Origin of the sequence: Rhizobium sp. PEPV16 (genome assembly GCF_008919455.1) — a bacterium.
GTDB classification, from domain to species: Bacteria; Pseudomonadota; Alphaproteobacteria; order Rhizobiales; family Rhizobiaceae; genus Rhizobium; species Rhizobium leguminosarum_Q.
This window is the reverse complement of the sequence record NZ_VSZV01000235.1, coordinates 1-15,876: the sequence shown is the minus strand read 5'-3', so window position 1 is coordinate 15,876 and position 15,876 is coordinate 1. Positions and strand designations below refer to the sequence as shown.

Here is a 15,876-nt window from a genome sequence, read left to right as displayed (position 1 = left end):
GATCAGCCCGCCGTCGAGATCGCGGTCGAGTTCGCGCAACTGGTCGCGGTAGACCGCCGCCTCGCCGGCACGGATATTATTCGCCGCCTTCGCTCCGCGCAGAAGGGGGTAGAGTAGGATGACGGCGAGGGCTGCCGTCAAAGCGGCAACGAGAATCCAGAACAGCATATCGCCCAAATACGTGAAGCGTGCCGTCATTCCAACTGCCAAAGCCGGAATGACGAAGATTTGAGGCTAGCGCATAACCCCGAGAATCGGAATCGATTTTCGGAAAGGATCATGCGCCATTTAAAGTGATAGAGCGTCTTTAGCGCGTCCTGTCGGACGCGCGGCGCTCTATTGGCCGCAATTCAGAGCGGCGACCAGCTGCCGTCGTCGTTGCGGCAGGCAGCGCCGCGCACCACGGTGTCCTTGCCGTCGACGGTCAGCGTATGGGTATATTGCCGGCAGTTCTGCGAACCGACCTGATAGGGTGCCGCCGCGACCACCTTGCCGGTCACGTCCTTACCGGTCCAGAGCATCGGCTGGCCGACTGCCGCCCCTTCCAGCGCCCGATATTCCGCCTCGAGCGCCCGCTGCTTGTCGCTGTCGGTCAAGCTCACGCCGCTGCGGCCGACGATGCCGCCCTGGAGCGCGGTGATGAAGGCGGCCGATGCCGAGGGCTTGCTCGAAAAAATGCCGCGCGAAGCGGCACTCTTCGTCGTCGTGCAGCCGGATAGCGCGACGGCGACGAGAAGAGCGGAAACGATCATGCCTTGCGAGCGTAAAATCATTGCGTCGAACCACGATCAGGGGTCAATTTCAGCCGATCGAAGTGCAGCGTCCCCGTGTCAGCATTAAGGCAAAGCATGCTATACATTTGCCAGTATCTTTGTGACATCAAGCAGTTGCTCATGCAACATCCTTTGTGACGCCGGGCAGGATAAGCTTTGCCTTCAGCCCGCCCCATTCACCGCGGGAAAGCTCGAGCCGTCCCTGGTACTCGTTGGAAATCTCGGTGACGATCGAAAGGCCGAGCCCGGTTCCGGGTTTGCTTTCGTCGAGCCTGCGGCCGCGCTTCAGCGCCTCGCGGATCTGGTCCGGCTCCAGGCCCGGCCCGTCATCCTCGACGGCGAGCTCCACCCAGTGGCGGCGCGCGCTCGCCTCCACCCCCTTCACATCCTCGCCGGCCTCGACGGCCGAAAGCCGCACCCTGCTTTTGGCAAAACGCGCCGCATTTTCCAGGAGATTGCCGACGGTCTCCTCGAGATCCTGCTGCTCCATGGCAACGGCCAGATGCGGCGGCGAGACGACGAGATCGAATTCGGTATCGACGTTCAGCCGGCGCATGACGCGCACCAGCCGCTCCAGTGCCGGCTCGGCCTCGGTGCGGGCGAGCACGGATTCTCGTTGCGCGGCGATACGCGCCCGATTGAGATAGGACTGCACCTGCCCCTGCATCGCTTCCGCCTGGCTGCGCACCAGCTCACCATGGGATTTTTCGAGCACGCGCGCCTCGTTGAGAAGCACGGCGATCGGCGTCTTCAGCGAATGCGCGAGATTGCCGACCTGCATACGTGCGCGCTCGACGATGCGGCGGTTGCTGTCGATCAGCGCGTTTACCTCGTTGGCGAGCGGCAGGATTTCGCGCGGGAAGTCGCCCTTCAGTTGCTCGCTCTCGCCGGCGCGGATGCGCTCCAGCGCGGCACGTGCCTTGTCGAGCGGCTTCAGGCCGTAGAGAATCGCCAGCGCGTTGACGATCAGGCTGCCGACGCCGAAACCGGCGAGCGCCAGATAAAGGCTGTGGGAAAAGGTGCGCACGTCGTCTTCGACGACATCGACATTGCCGGTGACCCGGACGCGCGCCGCACGCCCGTCGGTATCGAGCACCACTTCGGTCTCGGCCACCTGCACGCGGTTCCCGGAGGCATCCGTCACCTGATAATAGCGCTCGTAATTCTTGTCGAAGGGCGCTTCGACGACGGAGGGAACCGGAATGAGCGCCGAGCCCAGCGAAGGCGACACCAGCGGTGCCGTCGTATAGGTGCCGAGCGGCTCCACCACCCAGTACCAGCCGGTCTTCGGCTGGGCAAAACGCAGATCGCCGAGCTGCGGGCTGCCACTGAGCGCGCCCTGATCGCCGATCGTCACCGAATTGATGACATTATAGAGCTGCGCCCGCAATAGATCCTGGAAACCGCGTTCGGCGCTCTTGCGGTAGAGGGTGGAGATCAGCAGACCGATCACCACCAGCGCCACCGTCGACCAGACCGTGGTCAGCAACAACACACGTGCGGTGAGCGACTTAATTCGCATGTTTCGGCGCTTGGATACGGTAACCGAGACCGCGCACCGTTTCGATCAGATCGACCCCCATTTTCTTGCGCAGGCGCCCGACAAAGACCTCGATGGTGTTGGAATCACGGTCGAAATCCTGGTCGTACATGTGCTCGACCAGTTCCGTGCGCGAGACGACCTCGCCCATGTGATGCATGAGATAGGAAAGCAGGCGATATTCGTGCGAAGTCAGCTTCAGCGTCGTGCCATTGACTGTCGCCTTCGAGGATTTGGTATCGAGCCGCACCGGCCCGCAGATGATCTCGGATGAGGAATGCCCGGCCGCACGCCGGATCAGCGCCCGAATGCGCGCCAGCACTTCCTCGACATGGAAGGGCTTGGTAACGTAGTCGTCGGCACCGGCGTCGATGCCTGCGACCTTGTCGCTCCAGCGGTCGCGCGCCGTCAGGATCAGCACCGGCACGCCGCGGCCGGCGCCGCGCCATTTTTCAAGAACGGTGACCCCGTCCATCTCCGGCAGGCCGATATCGAGGATGATCGCGTCATAGGGTTCGGTGTCGCCAAGAAAATGGCCTTCCTCGCCGTCGAACGCCTGGTCGACGACATAGCCCGCCTCCTTCAGCGTGTCGGCCAGCTGCCGGTTCAGATTAACGTCGTCTTCGACTACCAGGATGCGCATCGGTCCGCCTTCGTCCGCTTCAAATCGATCAATTGTGCTGAATAAGCCGCTTCCGCCTACATCGGAACCTTTACCGTGACTTTGCGTGGGCGCTGGCCATTCCCCTGCACAAGAACGGTGATGATGCAGGTATCGCCCACCGGTTGCACGGACAGGAGCTGGCCGCCAGTCTGTTCGACGACCTGGGCTGCGGCGGCGCTGCAATCGCCTCCGATACGCACGACAAAAGTGCTCGTGGCGTCCGGTGAGGGCGCCGATACCACCAGTCCGGCGGCCAATGCTGCGACGCTCAGAGGAAAGGCCATGTGTTATGCTTTCAAGGTAATGCCAACTTGCCCCGAATATGTACTCACGCGACCTGAATGGCAAATGAATGCGCTGTAATGCAGGGTGTTTAGAACTGTTCTCGACTGTTCCGGGCAGCCGGTTTCAGCGCCTGTAAACCGCCGCCGCAGCAAGCTCCGGCGGCCGCCGTTGCGTCCAAGAACGAACCCTCAACCTTGGGATCCACGCATTCTCTATCACCTCAGGTAAAGGCGGAAAGCCGGCGGGACCGACACCACAGTCTCTGTCTGCGAATCGGCCGCGCGCTTCTCTTTCCTGCCGCTCGCAGCTTTCACCGGCCGGTTGAAACTGTTATGTCCTTGCTGCCCCACATTTCAGACCGTTTCAGCACCAATGCCAAAATCCTCCCGCTTCCGCTCGGCGCAGACGGTCACCGTCCTTGCCGTTACCCAGCTGATCGGCTGGGGCACGACCTTCGACATGCTCGGGGTCATGGGCCGCGTCGTGGCGCCGGATCTTGGCCTGGCGAACGAAGTGGTGTTTGCCGGCCTGACGATCATGATGGTGGTCAGCGCCATCGTTGGTCCGGCGACCGGCCGCTGGCTCGACCGCTATGGTGCTGCCCGGGTGCTTTCGGCCGCCTCGCTGACCTTTGCGCTTGGCCTGCTTCTGCTGGCTGCCGCAAACGGCATCGTGCTCTATGCCGGCGCCTGGATCATCATCGGCATCGGCGGCGCGTTCGGCCTTTCGGCACCGGCCTATACCGCCGTCGTCGAGCGCGAAGGGGCGAACGGCAAACGCGTCATCGCCATCCTGATGCTGTTCACCGGGCTTTCGAGCGCCATCTTCTGGCCGATTCTCAGCCTGCTCAACGAGGCGGTCGGCTGGCGCCTCACCTTCCTGATCTGTGCGGCGCTGCAATTCTTCGTCTGCCTGCCGCTGCATCTTTTCGCCCTGCCGAAGGCGATCGCAACATATGTCGACGGCGGCACAGCCGAAATCGCCCCGGTGCCACTGTCGAAGGCCAAGCAGCGCAAAGCCTTTCTGCTGATCGCCGCGGCGACGACGATCTCGACCTTCGTCACCTTCGGGATCTCGCCATCGCTGCTCGAAATCTTCCGCCAGTCCGGCGCTTCGCCGGCCTTTGCGCTGCAGCTCGGCTCGGCACGCGGCATCCTTGGCATCTCAGCACGTTTCCTCGACATGCTGCTCGGCCGGCGCGGCAACCCCATGCTCAGCGCGGCCATGGGTATCAGCCTGATGATGGTGAGCTTCGTTATTATGCTGGTTGCCAGCCCGTCGACGCCGCTGCTCGTCACCTTCGTCCTGTTTTACGGGTTCGGGACCGGCGTCATGACCGTCGCCCGCGCGCTGCTGCCGCTGGCACTGTTCTCACCGCGCGAATTTGGACTGCAATCGGCCCGGCTGTCGCTGCCGCAGAATCTCGCCAACGCCATTGCCCCTGTCATCTTCACCGCCATCCTCGACCGCGCCGGCACCGGCCCGGCGCTCGCCGCCTGCGCCGTTCTGGCGGCATTGTCGCTGATCTTCGTGTTGATGCTGATGGCGCTGGTGCGCGGCGCCCGTGCGTCGGAATCAGCCATTCTTAATATTTCCTGATTATCATCCACGCATGGACGAGAGCGGCTTTCCGTCCACCCGCTGCGGGCGGCCCTACCATGAATAAGCAGCCGCTTTTGACGAATCTTTTGAATCGCTTGCCGCCGCTTTTTCGAAAATTGAGTCCGGCGGCTCAGAAATTGACCCAGCTTCGCGACGATCCGAATCCGGAAAACCATCCATCCATCTGAAATTCAACGGAATGTAGCTTTGCGGTCGGATGCTTGCGGAATTCAGAGCGGCCGCGTCACCGCCGTGCGGCTGTCGTAATCGGCGGCGATGCGCTTTTCGCGGAGCGGCCGCACGCGATCGATCGAGAGCTGATAATCGGGATGCGCCTTGTAGGCGGCAAGGGCCGCCTCGTCGTCGAATTCTCCATAGACTACGAGATCGATCTCGGTGCCCAGCTGATCGGTCTTCACATTGGTGCCGATTTCCAGCAGCCGCGCGTGCGGAATGCCGGTCAGTATAGAAAGCCCGGCCCTCACCTCCTGCAGATGTTCCTCCTGCACGGTGAAGAAGACGATATGACGGATCACGCGGAAGCTCCTGTCAGATTTATCAAAATGATGGAGCGACCCTGGCGCATCCTATCGGACGCGCCGCACTCCAGCTGTCAGCCGGGCGATAACATGCGCGCCCCAGGCCTTCAACCGCGCGAGCATGCCATGGGCCGCATCGGGACGTATCGCCGCATCGAAGACCATGGCATAGGCGGCGAGCTTTTCCGCCCGGTCGGTGCCATTGACGATGCGGCGCGCATTCACCCAGTCGGCGGTCGTTGCATTCAGATGATCGGTGAGCTTGTGGCCGGTAAAGCTGCCCTGCAGCATGCCCTCGATCAGGATCGTCACCGCCGCATCCATCTCCATCGCCCGGTCGGGTTCGGCAACGAGGTCGATCCCCGTCAGCGCACTCATCGCCTCATAGTTCCGCTTATGGGTGAGCTGCACCAGGCCGCGGCCGAGCCAGCTGCAGCCATCCTCGTCCGGCCGCCAGTAGGGCGTCTTCACCCAGGAGAGCCGGCCTGCGGCAAAGGCCGTCTCCAGGATCTCGACCGCGCGCGCATCGCTTTCCGCCAGCGTCTCACGCACCGGCTGCATCGTATAGGCAGTCTCGTGATAAGCGGTTGCGAGGATATAGGCGAGCCACCGCCGGTCGGCATCGGCAAACCGTTCTTCCCAAGCGTCGAGAATCGCCGTGATGCCCACTACCTGAGGCTGAGTCAGGTTTCCTTTGAAGAGTCGGTGCCGTACCGTATCGAAAAAGAATGCCCGGTCCATGTGGACAACCATTCCGCGCTTCCTTCGAAATATCATGGTTAAAACCGTCTTAATCGATTAAATTCCATTTAATCGTTTAAAGTGTTTAAGCCACTGATTTACACGCCTTTTGTCTTATGCAATGCATCTTCTTGCCCCGAAGCCTTACTACGAACAGAGGAGACTTCCGATGCAGACGCCCGCCAATAGCCAAACCACCATTCCCCAGCATGTCGTCGATCAGATGGAAAACGAATGGCGCCAGGTTCGCCCTGAACGGGAAAATACGCGCCCGGCCCAGCAGCCTCAACAACAACGCTGAAATAGACGCAAAACGCTACCAATGTAAGCTCGAGCGCCGCGCAGCGCCCGATCAATGCCCCGGCCAGTCACTCGTGGCCGGGTGAATTTTTCACAGTTTCAATCAACGTCCCAGCGGTTTGACCGCCCCTCATCGCATCACAGAATCAAACCGTTTCGCCAGCGTGTCCAACGATCGGATGAAAACCATCCTGTCGTCCAGCGCGCGCGACAGCACCAGCGCGCCCTGAATACCCGCGACGCCCTCCTCGGCGAGCGTTTGCGCCTCCCCCTCAGGGCAGCCTGCCCGTATCAGCGCTGACCGCAAGGCGCCGATCCAGCGGATGAAATAATCGCCGATCGCTGCTGAAAACCGCTCGCGGGTCTCGTCAAGCGCAAAGGCGCCGACGAGGCAGATGCGACGACCGGAGCGGAAGTAGTCGTTCACATTCGTCCACATCGCGGCGATCGCCTGATCGGCGTCGTCCTTTCTCAGCGGCTGATAGATCGCATGTTCGAACCAGGCATCGACATCGGCGAGCACGGCGCCCGCCATCTCCTCCTTGCCGCCGGGAAAGAAGTGGTAAAGGCTGCCCTTGCCGATGCCGGTGCGTTCGGTGATGCGGCTGAGCGACGTGCCCTCATAACCGAGCTCGCGGAAGATTTCCGCCAGCAGCGGTACGATGTCGGCGCGTTCGTAGACGGTCTTCACCCGCGGCTTCCTTGGCTTGTTTAGAGGCCGAGTTCGGTCAGACCGGGATGGTCGTCCGGCCGCCGGCCGAGCGGCCAGTGGTACTTGCGCTCCGATTCCCGGATCGGCAGGTCGTTGATGCAGGCGAAGCGGCGCTGCATCAAGCCGGCGGCGTCGAATTCCCAGTTCTCGTTGCCATAGGAGCGGAACCAGTTGCCGCTGTCATCGTGCCATTCATAGGCGAAGCGCACGGCGATGCGATGATCGGTGAAGGCCCAGATCTCCTTGATCAGCCGGTAATCCAGCTCCTTTGCCCATTTGCGGGTGAGGAAGGCGACAATCTCGACGCGGCCGGTGATGAATTCGGCGCGGTTCCGCCAGCGGCTGTCCGGCGTATAAACGAGCGAGACGCGCTGGGGATCACGGCTGTTCCAGCCGTCCTCGGCAAGACGGACTTTCTGGGTGGCGGTCTCAAGGGTGAAGGGCGGGACAAGGCTGGACATGATCACTCCTGTACTGAACGGTTATCATTGTACCGATTGGTACAATGATTGGCAAGCCGCTTCGAAGCGAAGTTCGCCTGGGATTGAGAGGCAGCCAAGGGGCACCCTCACCCGCGGGAACGGCGCAGCAGATCCACGCTCTCCTTCCGCCACCGCAGCGGCAGAGCATCCGGGCGAAGCACGATCTCTTCGGGAGTGAAACGCCATAGCCGTTCTGCGCCCTGAAAGGTGGCGATATTGGGCGAATCCAGCAGCACTTCGGCATTTCCCGTCATCTGCAGCATATCGCCGGTTTCGAAATCGACGAAGACCAACCCTGCCTTCGAATTGACGAGGATATTGCCAAGCGTGTTGAAGAACCGATTGCCGGCGAAATCGGGAATGGTCAGCACGCCGTCGGCGCCGACACGCACGAAGCCGGCATTGCCGCCGCGATGGGACACGTCCACCTGCCGCTCGCCGTTCTCCCGGTCGACATAGGAGGCGACAAAGAAGGTATCCGCACCCTCAATCATCCCTAGCGCCCGATCGTCGAGTTGGCCAGAGTGTAGCGGCGGCATCGCTGTGGGCACATCGGGATCGCGGACGAAGGCGGAAGAGCGAAGCTGGATATATTGCGGGCAATTGCCGAAGCTCTGGCCGACGTGCACCTGGAAAGCTCCAGGATCCGTCCTGCGGATCACGCCGTTCAGCCGGTTGCGCCGCCGCGTCTCGAGCTGGATGCCGAGCATTCCGATTGCATCGCCATCCTCCATGCCGGCATCGGCAGGATCGGCCGCGTCGCGCGGCAGGCGGACATCGAGAATCTCCGGCTCCGGTGAGACCATGAAACCCGGGCGCTCGGCCCTGACCGTTGCCCAGACATCGCCCTTCGCATCGACGGCGCCGAGCACGACGAAAGGCAGCATCGGAAAGAAGGCGCGATGCTGCTCCGGCATGGCCTTGCGGACGAAATTACGGCCCGGCCCGTCCATGCGTTCGGCGACACCGACGCTGCGCTGCATGGCGAGTTCACCCTTATGCCAGGGCGATGTGGCGTCCTGTCTTGTCTGTTCCAGCATCACGGCCTCCTTCAGGGCAGCATTTGGGGGAACCGGGGCAGCGTCCCTGCCCCGGTGGTTTCTCACGCGGCAAGGCCGATCTTGGTCTTGCGAAAGCCGACGAAACCCGGCAGCGCCTCGATGCGCGCAAGCCAGGCACGAACGCTTGGATAGGCCGAGATATCGACATTGCCCTCCGGCGCATTGGCGATGTAGCTGTAGAGTGCCACGTCGGCGATCACAGGATTGTCGCCGAGCAGGAAGCTGCGGTTGTCCAGTTCTGCCTCGATCAGCGGCAGAATGCGGTGCGCCCGGGCGATCACCTCGTCGGCGCGGAAATCGGCGCCGAAGACGGTGACCAGGCGCGCAGCACAAGGCCCATAGGCGATCTCGCCCGCTGCGACCGAAAGCCATTTCTGTATCCGCGCCGCGGCCACCGCCTCTTCCGGCAGCCAGTCGGTGCGGCCGTATTTGCGCGCGAGATAGACGAGGATGGCGGAGGAATCGGCAATGACCGTGCCATTGTCGTCGAGCACCGGCACCTGGCCAAAGGGATTGAGCTTCAGAAAGTCCGGCGCCTTGTGAGCGCCAGCCGCCAGGTCGACCTCGACCAGTTCATAGGGTACGCCAAGCAGCGACAGGAACAGGTGAGCCCGGTGGGCATGGCCGGAAAGCGGGTGGTGATAGAGTTTCATGATGGTTCCTCTGGTCTTCGAATCGACGGGACGCGGTTGGCGATGGCCGCTTCGAACCATCTGCGGTGTAATTTACTGCCTTCCATATGACTGCAGTAGAATGCTAATCTGGAAGGCATGCTACCAATTCATGGAAGGATAGAATGGACCGCCTCGACGCCATGACCGTGCTTCTTGCCGTTGTCGAACAGGGCAGCCTGTCGGCCGCCTCACGGCATCTGCGATCGCCGCTCGCAACCGTCAGCCGCAAGGTTTCGGAACTGGAAGCACATCTCAACGCTCAGCTGCTGCAACGGAGCAACCGGAAGATCACGCTGACGGAGGCCGGCCGCTCCTACGTCGAGGCGGCGCGGGAAATTCTCGATCGGGTGGAAGAGGCGGAACGGACGGCCGCCGGCGAATACAGCGCCCCGAAGGGCGAGTTGACGATGACCGCACCGATCGTCTTCGGTCGGCTGCATGTCCTACCCGTCGTGGTGGATTTCCTGAAAGCCTATCCCGATATCAATCTGCGGCTGATGCTTGGGGACCGGCTGTCGAACCTCGTCGAGGATCATATCGACGTGGCGCTGAGGATCGGCAACCTGCCGGACAGCAACCTGATCGCCACAAGGCTCGGCGCGATCCGCCGTACGGTCTATGCCAGCCCGGATTATCTGACGCGGCACGCCCTGTCCCGGCATCCAGGCGATCTTGCCGGGCATGACTGCGTCACCTTCGAGGGTATGGCCTCGATGCTGAGTTGGACATTCATCGAGGGGAAACATGATCTCGCGGTGCCGATCCGCTCGCGGCTCGCGGTCAACACAGCCGAGGCCGCGGTCGATGCGGCCGTCGCCGGCCTCGGCATCACCCGGGTGCTTTCCTACCAGGCCGCACGCGCCGAGATGGCCGGGTTGCTGGTGCCGCTGCTCCAAGATTTCGAACCGCCGCCGGCCCCGGTGCATCTCGTCTATCCCGCGCAGGGACTGGTGCCCCTGAAACTGCGGGCGCTGCTCGATTTCGCGACGCCGCGCCTGCGCGCGACGCTAAACAAGTCCTAAAGCGCGTGGCGATCTTTCAGATTCGCCCTCGCGCTTTAGGTCTTTGTTTTACGCATGTCGTTTGCGCAAAACCGCTGCACAGTTTTGCGCGACATGCTTTAGGCGAGCTTGCCCTCTTCCGCCTTGTAGAAATACTGGCTGGCCACCAGCCAGCCCTTCAGCGGCCGCAGCGGCGGAATGCAGGTGGCGAGCATGAAGGGGCCGGTGACCAGAAGCTGCACCCAGATCGGCGCCGAAAAGGCCACCTCCAGCCAGACGCCGAGCAGCACGCTCGGGATGCAGGCGAAGCAGATGACGAAGAAGGCCGGACCGTCGGCCGGATCGGCGAAGGAATAATCGAGGCCGCAGACTTCGCATTCCGGCTGCAGTGTCAGGAAGCCCTTGAACATATGGCCCTGGCCGCAGCGCGGGCAGCGCCCCCTGATGCCGGTCTGTATCGGAGGAAGTGGGGGATATTCCGTGTCCATGACGATCTCGCTTCTTGCTCCGCAAATATTAATACGATCAATATTCGCAATGAATGCATTCAATATAATTACATTATGAGGAAATTACCAGTCAATTTGCCAGAATGCCGCAGAGCTCCCCAGCGCATGCTGGCGGCAAGCTGACTGCAGATTTATCAAGCAGCATTTGGGGCGCAGCCAGGCCTGGCAGCCAGGGCGGATCAGCCGTGAACGTGACGGTTACGCTTCGCCCATGCCCGGATAGATCTGCGCGCGACCGATCTGATCTCGACCGCCTCCGGCTTTCGTCCGTGCCTGATCAGCCCAAGGCGGGGTTCTGCGTCAGAAGAACGACGCCGCCATTTCCGGCGGACCTTCCAGCGCGTGGGCCATGAATTCCAGTGCGCCCTGCAGTTTCTCCCGGGTGATCGGTCCGCCAAGGCAGACACGCACGGCCTCGGGTGCCGTGCCCTCGACTGTGAAGGCATCGCTTGCGACGACGCCGATGCCGGAAGAACGGGTATGGCTGCCGAAGGTGGAGCGGGTCCAGCCATTGGAGAGCGGCAGCCAGATGTTGAAACTGATCGGATCAGCGCGGTAGCTGCCGGCCGGCAGGATGGCGGCGACCATTTGCTGGCGGGCGGCGGCCTCGGCACGGATGAAACGCAGGATCGTATCGGCAGTGCCGTCCTCGACCCAGCGGGTGGCGAGCGCCACGGTCAGTGGCGAGGCCATGACATTGTTGGCGCGCATGGCGCTGACGAAGGGCCATACGGCCTTGCTGTCCGGCGCCACGACATAGGCAAGGCGCAGACCCGCGCCGATGCATTTCGCCAGCCCGCCGATATGCCAGGTCAGATCAGGCGCAGTTGCAGCGAGCGGCGCCGGGCCGTGCTGCGGAATGAAGCCATAGGCATCGTCCTCGACGATCGGCACATGATATCTGCGGGCAACGGCGCAGATCTCCTCGCGGCGCCTGGCCGGGATGGTCAGCGTCGTCGGGTTCTGCAGCGTCGGATTGAGATAGAGCGCCTTCGGCTTCAATCTCTCGCAGGCCTCGGCAAAGGCATCCGGCAGGATACCGTCCTCGTCCATCGGCAGACCGGCCAGATTGAGCCGCAGCTGGGCGGCGATCGAGCGCATGCCGGGATAGGTGATGATTTCCGAAAGCACGGTCTCGCCCGGTTTTGCCAGCAGGCCGAAGATCGCCAGCAGGGCCGGATGGGCGCCTGGCGTGACGAAGATGCGCTCCTGTGAGGGCACCAGCCCGCGACGGCTGAGCCAGGAGGCGGCAGCCTCCTTGTCCATGCTGGAGCCGCCGAAGCCCTGGTAGCGCAGGAGTGGAATGAGGTTCGCCGTCACCGCCGACATGCCCTCGCGCATGCGGGCGATCAGCTCAGGGTCGTCCGTTTCCGGCGGCATGTTCATCGAGAAATCGACGATGGAGGCGCGGCGGGGATCGGGCGCGGCGTCGGGCGCGAATCCCCGGCGCTCCTTGTCCGCGCCACCGGTGACGAAGGTGCCTCGACCGACATGCGAATCGACAAGCCCGCGCTTCTGCGCCTCGACATAACCTCTCGCCACCGTCGTGAAATCGACATTCAGCCGCTTGGCGAGTTCACGTTGCGGCGGCAGCCGGTCCCCAACCACCAGATGCCCGCTGCGCAGATCCATTTCGATCACATCGGCGATCGCCATATAACGCGGACTGCTGCTGCGGCTGAGATCGGGATGCCAGTCTTTCATGTCGAAATCCGTGTCGGTCTGATTCCTGATGAGATTGACCGTATATTGTTGCACAATGCCGCTGTCACGAAAAATGTCGCGCGCCAAGTCCGGAGAACGACGCAGGACGGAATGGCGCAGCTTCTGCGCACGCCTTGACACGTTTTAATGACGGATTGTCGCCGGATTTGACTGCTGTCTGCGCAAATACAATCTGGCACTGCGACCGCGCTGTCGCAGGCCGATTTTGGCAGCGTGTGCGCCATGACGTGCTGACGATCCGCTCGGCTTGCCGATCGGGCTTTCACCCGAGAAGGCCTGGGTGAGGCGCGAGGACGGCAAGACAATCAGCAGCGTCTTCAGCGCGTATTGACGAGGGTTTGCCGCGAGCTACGGCTTCAGGCGTACGCCGCGAAAGCGTCAATGCCGGTCAGCCTTGCCGACAAGATCCACAGGCGTGCCGCCTCCTCGGGATCGGCTGCATGGTCGCTGACGCCGCCGGGTTCTCCATCCGTTGCGCGGATGGCGATATCGCAGTCCTCGCAATAGAGGCCTCCCATACCGTCGAGTTGTGGCGAGGTCGCCGCCCAAACCTGCGTCGCCGCCCCCTGGGCTGGTGTCTTGAATGTCGGATCAATCGGATTGCCGTCTGCATCGATCCAGCCGGCACTGACCATTTCCTCCTTTGCGAGATGGCGCTGCAAGGGGGTAAGGATCTTGCCCGGGTGCAGCGAGAAGGCGCGGATGCCGGTGTCGCGCCCGAGCCTGTCCAGATGCACGGCGAAAAGTGCGTTGGCGGTCTTCGACTGGCCGTAGGCCCGCCATTTGTCGTAACCGGTCTCGAATTGCACATCCTCCCATCGTATGGCCGAGTTGTGATGGCCACCGGAGGAAACCGAAACGATGCGAGCGCCGCGCGAGATCGCCGGCCAAAGGCGGTTGACCAAGGCGAAATGGCCGAGATGATTGGTCGCGAACTGTGCCTCCCATCCGTCGCCGACACGCGTTTCCGGGCAGGCCATGATGCCGGCGCTGTTGATCAGAACGTCGATGCTGCGGCCAGACGCGACCAACCGCTCGGCAAAGACGCGAACGCTTTCGAGGTCGGAAAGGTCGAGCCGATCAATCTCTACGCCATCGATACCGGCGACCGCGCTGCGCGCCGCCTCGATGCTCCTTGCGCCGATGGTCACCTTGGCGCCGGCGCCCGCCAGTGCGCGCGTGGTCTCGAGCCCGAGGCCGGAATGGCCGCCGGTGACGATGGCGCGCTTGCCGGAAAGATCAAGATCGGCCAGAACCTCGTCGGCCGTCGTGTGGGCTCCAAATCCGGAGCCGATGGGGGCTTGTTTGCCATTCATGATAACTACCTTTGTTCTGCGACGTTGCCATCGCTCGGGATGACCGTCGCGAGAATAAGGCGTGGCCTCCAGACGATCCATGCGCTAAAGTCCGGCATCTCTTCGCCATCGTCCGGATTTTTACATGGACCCGTTATCCGATGTTCTCGCATTGCTCAAACCGCGCAGCTATGTTTCCGCGGGGCTTGACGCTGGCGGCGCTTGGGCCATCGATTTTCCGCCCCCTGACGGCATCAAGTTCAACGCAGTGATTTCAGGCGCGTGCTGGCTGAGCGTCGATGGCGTTGCCGAAGCTGTCCGCCTGGAGGAAAGCGACTGCTTTCTGCTGACGAGCCGCCGAGCTTTTCGTCTCGCCAGCGATCCGGCGCTCGAAGCGATCCCGTCCGATGCGATCTATTCGATCGCCCGCGACGGCATTGCGACTTGCAATGGCGGCGGCGATTTCTTCCTGATCGGCAGCCGCTTTTCCTTTTCAGGAGGAAATGCGGACATCCTTCTCGGAATTCTGCCGCCGATCGTCCATGTGAAGAGGGATTCCGATCACGCCGCCGTGCTGCGCTGGTGTCTCGATCGGATGACGCGCGAATTGCGCGACCAGCAACCAGGTGGCTTTCTGATGGCGGAGCATTTTGCTCATGTCATGCTCATGCAAGTGTTGCGCCTCCATATCGCATCGCCGAATGCGCGCGGCGTCGGCTGGCTTTTCGCGCTTACCGACCGGCGGATCGGTGCGGCTATCGGTGCCGTGCATGCCGATCCAGCCCGCAAGTGGACGCTGCAGTCGCTGGCTGAACGGGCCTCGATGTCCCGGTCCAGTTTCGCTCTCCACTTCAAGGAAAAGGTCGGGCTTGCGCCGATGGATTATCTGACGCGCTGGCGCATGCTCCTCGCAGGTGACCGATTGACAAACTCGGCCGAAGCAATTGCCGGTGTCGCCCTGTCGCTCGGTTATGAATCCGAAAGCGCATTCAGCACCGCTTTCAAGAGAGTGATGGGATGCTCGCCGCGGCAATATGGTCGCGCTCAGCCGCCCGGTGCCATGCGAGATAGTCTCAGCGCTCAGTGAAACCTTGATTGGTGCAGGCATCGGAGGGAGGTCGCGCGTTGGCCTGCCAAAATTCCGTCCGATATGGTCTTGCACCCGCCGTCCATTCTCTTACCTATTCAAGGAAGAATGCGCCGGATTTCGGCCTTTCGCGCCGGCGTCTATCGGGATGAAAGTATGAATATCGATCCGATTTTGCGGTCAGTCGTGGCCGTCCGTTCCTCCATTCCGGAAGATGCCTTCACGGCGGAGACGCTGGGCACTGTCCGGGAAGGCAGCGGCGTGGTCATTCGCGACAACGGGCTGGTGCTGACCATCGGTTATCTCATCACCGAGGCCGAAGAGGTCTGGCTGACGACCCATGACGGGCGCGTGGTTCCCGCGCATGCGCTTGCTTATGATCAGGAAAGCGGCTTCGGCCTGGTCCAGGCGCTTGGGGCCCTGAATGCGCCGGCGGTGGATCTCGGCGACGCGGCCACGGCCAAGCCCGGCGATCCCGTGGTGCTGGCCGATGGCATCGGAGAATTCGTCGAGGCAAATATCGTCGCCCGGCAGGAATTTGCCGGCTATTGGGAATATCTGCTCGACGAGGCGATTTTTACGGCACCTGCCCATCCCTCATGGGGCGGTGCGGCGCTGATCGGTTCGGACGGCAAGCTTCTCGGCATCGGTTCGCTTCGCCTGCAGATGAGCCATGGCGACGAGGTTGCCGATATCAACATGGTCGTGCCGATCGACCTTTTGCCGCCGATCCTCGACGATCTCTTGAACCGGGGGCCAGGTCAACAAGCCGCCGCGGCCCTGGCTCGGCGCCTTCTCCGCCGAGAGCAATGGCGGCGTGGTGGTCATGAGCGTGGCCGAAGACGGCCCGGCCGCCCAGGCGGGCCTGCGTCAAGGCGACATCATT

General features: G+C 62.3%; 18 protein-coding genes and 1 pseudogene. 5 read left to right on the top strand and 14 right to left on the bottom strand.

The features are described from left to right. The 5 genes from ccmI to FY112_RS08360 all read right to left on the bottom strand — a co-directional run. A partial coding sequence (ccmI, locus tag FY112_RS08380; protein ID WP_151518161.1) for a c-type cytochrome biogenesis protein CcmI occupies window positions 1-198 on the bottom strand: 198 nt, incomplete at its 3' end. A 152-nt stretch (window positions 199-350) separates the two neighbouring features. Beyond that, window positions 351-773, bottom strand: a complete 423-nt coding sequence (locus FY112_RS08375) for a lipA protein (RefSeq protein WP_017959685.1) — start codon at window positions 771-773, stop codon at window positions 351-353. A gap of 118 nt (window positions 774-891) precedes the next feature. Next, window positions 892-2,295 carry a HAMP domain-containing sensor histidine kinase gene (locus FY112_RS08370; RefSeq protein WP_017959684.1) on the bottom strand — a complete coding sequence of 468 codons (1,404 nt, stop codon included), beginning with the start codon at window positions 2,293-2,295 and terminating at the stop codon, window positions 892-894. After that, the gene (locus FY112_RS08365; protein WP_003546765.1) at window positions 2,285-2,956 is read right to left on the bottom strand and encodes a response regulator transcription factor; all 672 of its coding nucleotides are present in this window, start codon (window positions 2,954-2,956) and stop codon (window positions 2,285-2,287) included. Before FY112_RS08365 ends, FY112_RS08370 begins: the two co-directional genes overlap by 11 nt. Before the next feature lie 56 nt (window positions 2,957-3,012). Further along, window positions 3,013-3,261, bottom strand: coding sequence for a hypothetical protein (locus FY112_RS08360; protein ID WP_003557930.1), 249 nt, complete (start codon window positions 3,259-3,261; stop codon window positions 3,013-3,015). 373 nt (window positions 3,262-3,634) lie between these two features. Here FY112_RS08360 and FY112_RS08355 point away from each other — a divergent pair, with 373 nt between their 5' ends. Further along, the gene (locus tag FY112_RS08355) at window positions 3,635-4,861 is read left to right on the top strand and encodes an MFS transporter (RefSeq protein WP_131622002.1); all 1,227 of its coding nucleotides are present in this window, start codon (window positions 3,635-3,637) and stop codon (window positions 4,859-4,861) included. 233 nt (window positions 4,862-5,094) lie between these two features. Here the strand turns inward: FY112_RS08355 and FY112_RS08350 are convergent, their stop codons facing one another. Then, a complete protein-coding gene (locus FY112_RS08350; protein WP_003546748.1) occupies window positions 5,095-5,400 on the bottom strand; it encodes a Dabb family protein in 306 nt (101 codons plus the stop codon). A 51-nt stretch (window positions 5,401-5,451) separates the two neighbouring features. Further along, window positions 5,452-6,156, bottom strand: a complete 705-nt coding sequence (locus tag FY112_RS08345; RefSeq protein WP_151518160.1) for a hypothetical protein — start codon at window positions 6,154-6,156, stop codon at window positions 5,452-5,454. Window positions 6,157-6,313: 157 nt separating this feature from the next. Between FY112_RS08345 and FY112_RS38445 the strand changes: the two genes are divergently transcribed. Continuing rightward, entirely contained in the window at window positions 6,314-6,445 is a 132-nt protein-coding gene (locus FY112_RS38445) for a hypothetical protein (RefSeq protein WP_003546730.1), read from the top strand. Between the two features lie 129 nt (window positions 6,446-6,574). Here the strand turns inward: FY112_RS38445 and FY112_RS08340 are convergent, their stop codons facing one another. From FY112_RS08340 to FY112_RS08325, 4 genes are all read right to left on the bottom strand, one after another. Further along, window positions 6,575-7,135, bottom strand: a complete 561-nt coding sequence (locus tag FY112_RS08340; RefSeq protein ID WP_151518159.1) for a TetR/AcrR family transcriptional regulator — start codon at window positions 7,133-7,135, stop codon at window positions 6,575-6,577. A gap of 20 nt (window positions 7,136-7,155) precedes the next feature. After that, window positions 7,156-7,617 carry a nuclear transport factor 2 family protein gene (locus FY112_RS08335; protein WP_151518158.1) on the bottom strand — a complete coding sequence of 154 codons (462 nt, stop codon included), beginning with the start codon at window positions 7,615-7,617 and terminating at the stop codon, window positions 7,156-7,158. A 107-nt stretch (window positions 7,618-7,724) separates the two neighbouring features. Further along, window positions 7,725-8,678, bottom strand: a complete 954-nt coding sequence (locus tag FY112_RS08330) for a pyridoxamine 5'-phosphate oxidase family protein (RefSeq protein WP_151518157.1) — start codon at window positions 8,676-8,678, stop codon at window positions 7,725-7,727. A gap of 62 nt (window positions 8,679-8,740) precedes the next feature. Further along, a complete protein-coding gene (locus FY112_RS08325) occupies window positions 8,741-9,352 on the bottom strand; it encodes a glutathione S-transferase (protein ID WP_151518156.1) in 612 nt (203 codons plus the stop codon). 143 nt (window positions 9,353-9,495) lie between these two features. Between FY112_RS08325 and FY112_RS08320 the strand changes: the two genes are divergently transcribed. Next, on the top strand, window positions 9,496-10,395 hold the full coding sequence (locus FY112_RS08320) for a LysR family transcriptional regulator (protein ID WP_151518155.1): 900 nt from the start codon (window positions 9,496-9,498) through the stop codon (window positions 10,393-10,395). A gap of 98 nt (window positions 10,396-10,493) precedes the next feature. On the opposite strand, the gene FY112_RS08315 is transcribed toward FY112_RS08320, so the two are convergent. From FY112_RS08315 to FY112_RS08305, 3 genes are all read right to left on the bottom strand, one after another. Next, the gene (locus FY112_RS08315) at window positions 10,494-10,862 is read right to left on the bottom strand and encodes a DUF983 domain-containing protein (RefSeq protein WP_017990843.1); all 369 of its coding nucleotides are present in this window, start codon (window positions 10,860-10,862) and stop codon (window positions 10,494-10,496) included. Window positions 10,863-11,183: 321 nt separating this feature from the next. Next, window positions 11,184-12,587, bottom strand: coding sequence for a PLP-dependent aminotransferase family protein (locus tag FY112_RS08310; RefSeq protein ID WP_131718905.1), 1,404 nt, complete (start codon window positions 12,585-12,587; stop codon window positions 11,184-11,186). Between the two features lie 377 nt (window positions 12,588-12,964). After that, window positions 12,965-13,924 (bottom strand): SDR family NAD(P)-dependent oxidoreductase, encoded by a 960-nt coding sequence (locus tag FY112_RS08305; protein WP_151518154.1) that lies wholly within the window; start codon window positions 13,922-13,924, stop codon window positions 12,965-12,967. A gap of 124 nt (window positions 13,925-14,048) precedes the next feature. Here FY112_RS08305 and FY112_RS08300 point away from each other — a divergent pair, with 124 nt between their 5' ends. Both FY112_RS08300 and FY112_RS08295 read left to right on the top strand, forming a co-directional pair. Then, the gene (locus FY112_RS08300; protein WP_131629174.1) at window positions 14,049-14,990 is read left to right on the top strand and encodes an AraC family transcriptional regulator; all 942 of its coding nucleotides are present in this window, start codon (window positions 14,049-14,051) and stop codon (window positions 14,988-14,990) included. Window positions 14,991-15,146: 156 nt separating this feature from the next. Further along, window positions 15,147-15,876: pseudogene (locus tag FY112_RS08295) on the top strand (S1C family serine protease); the annotation flags it as partial.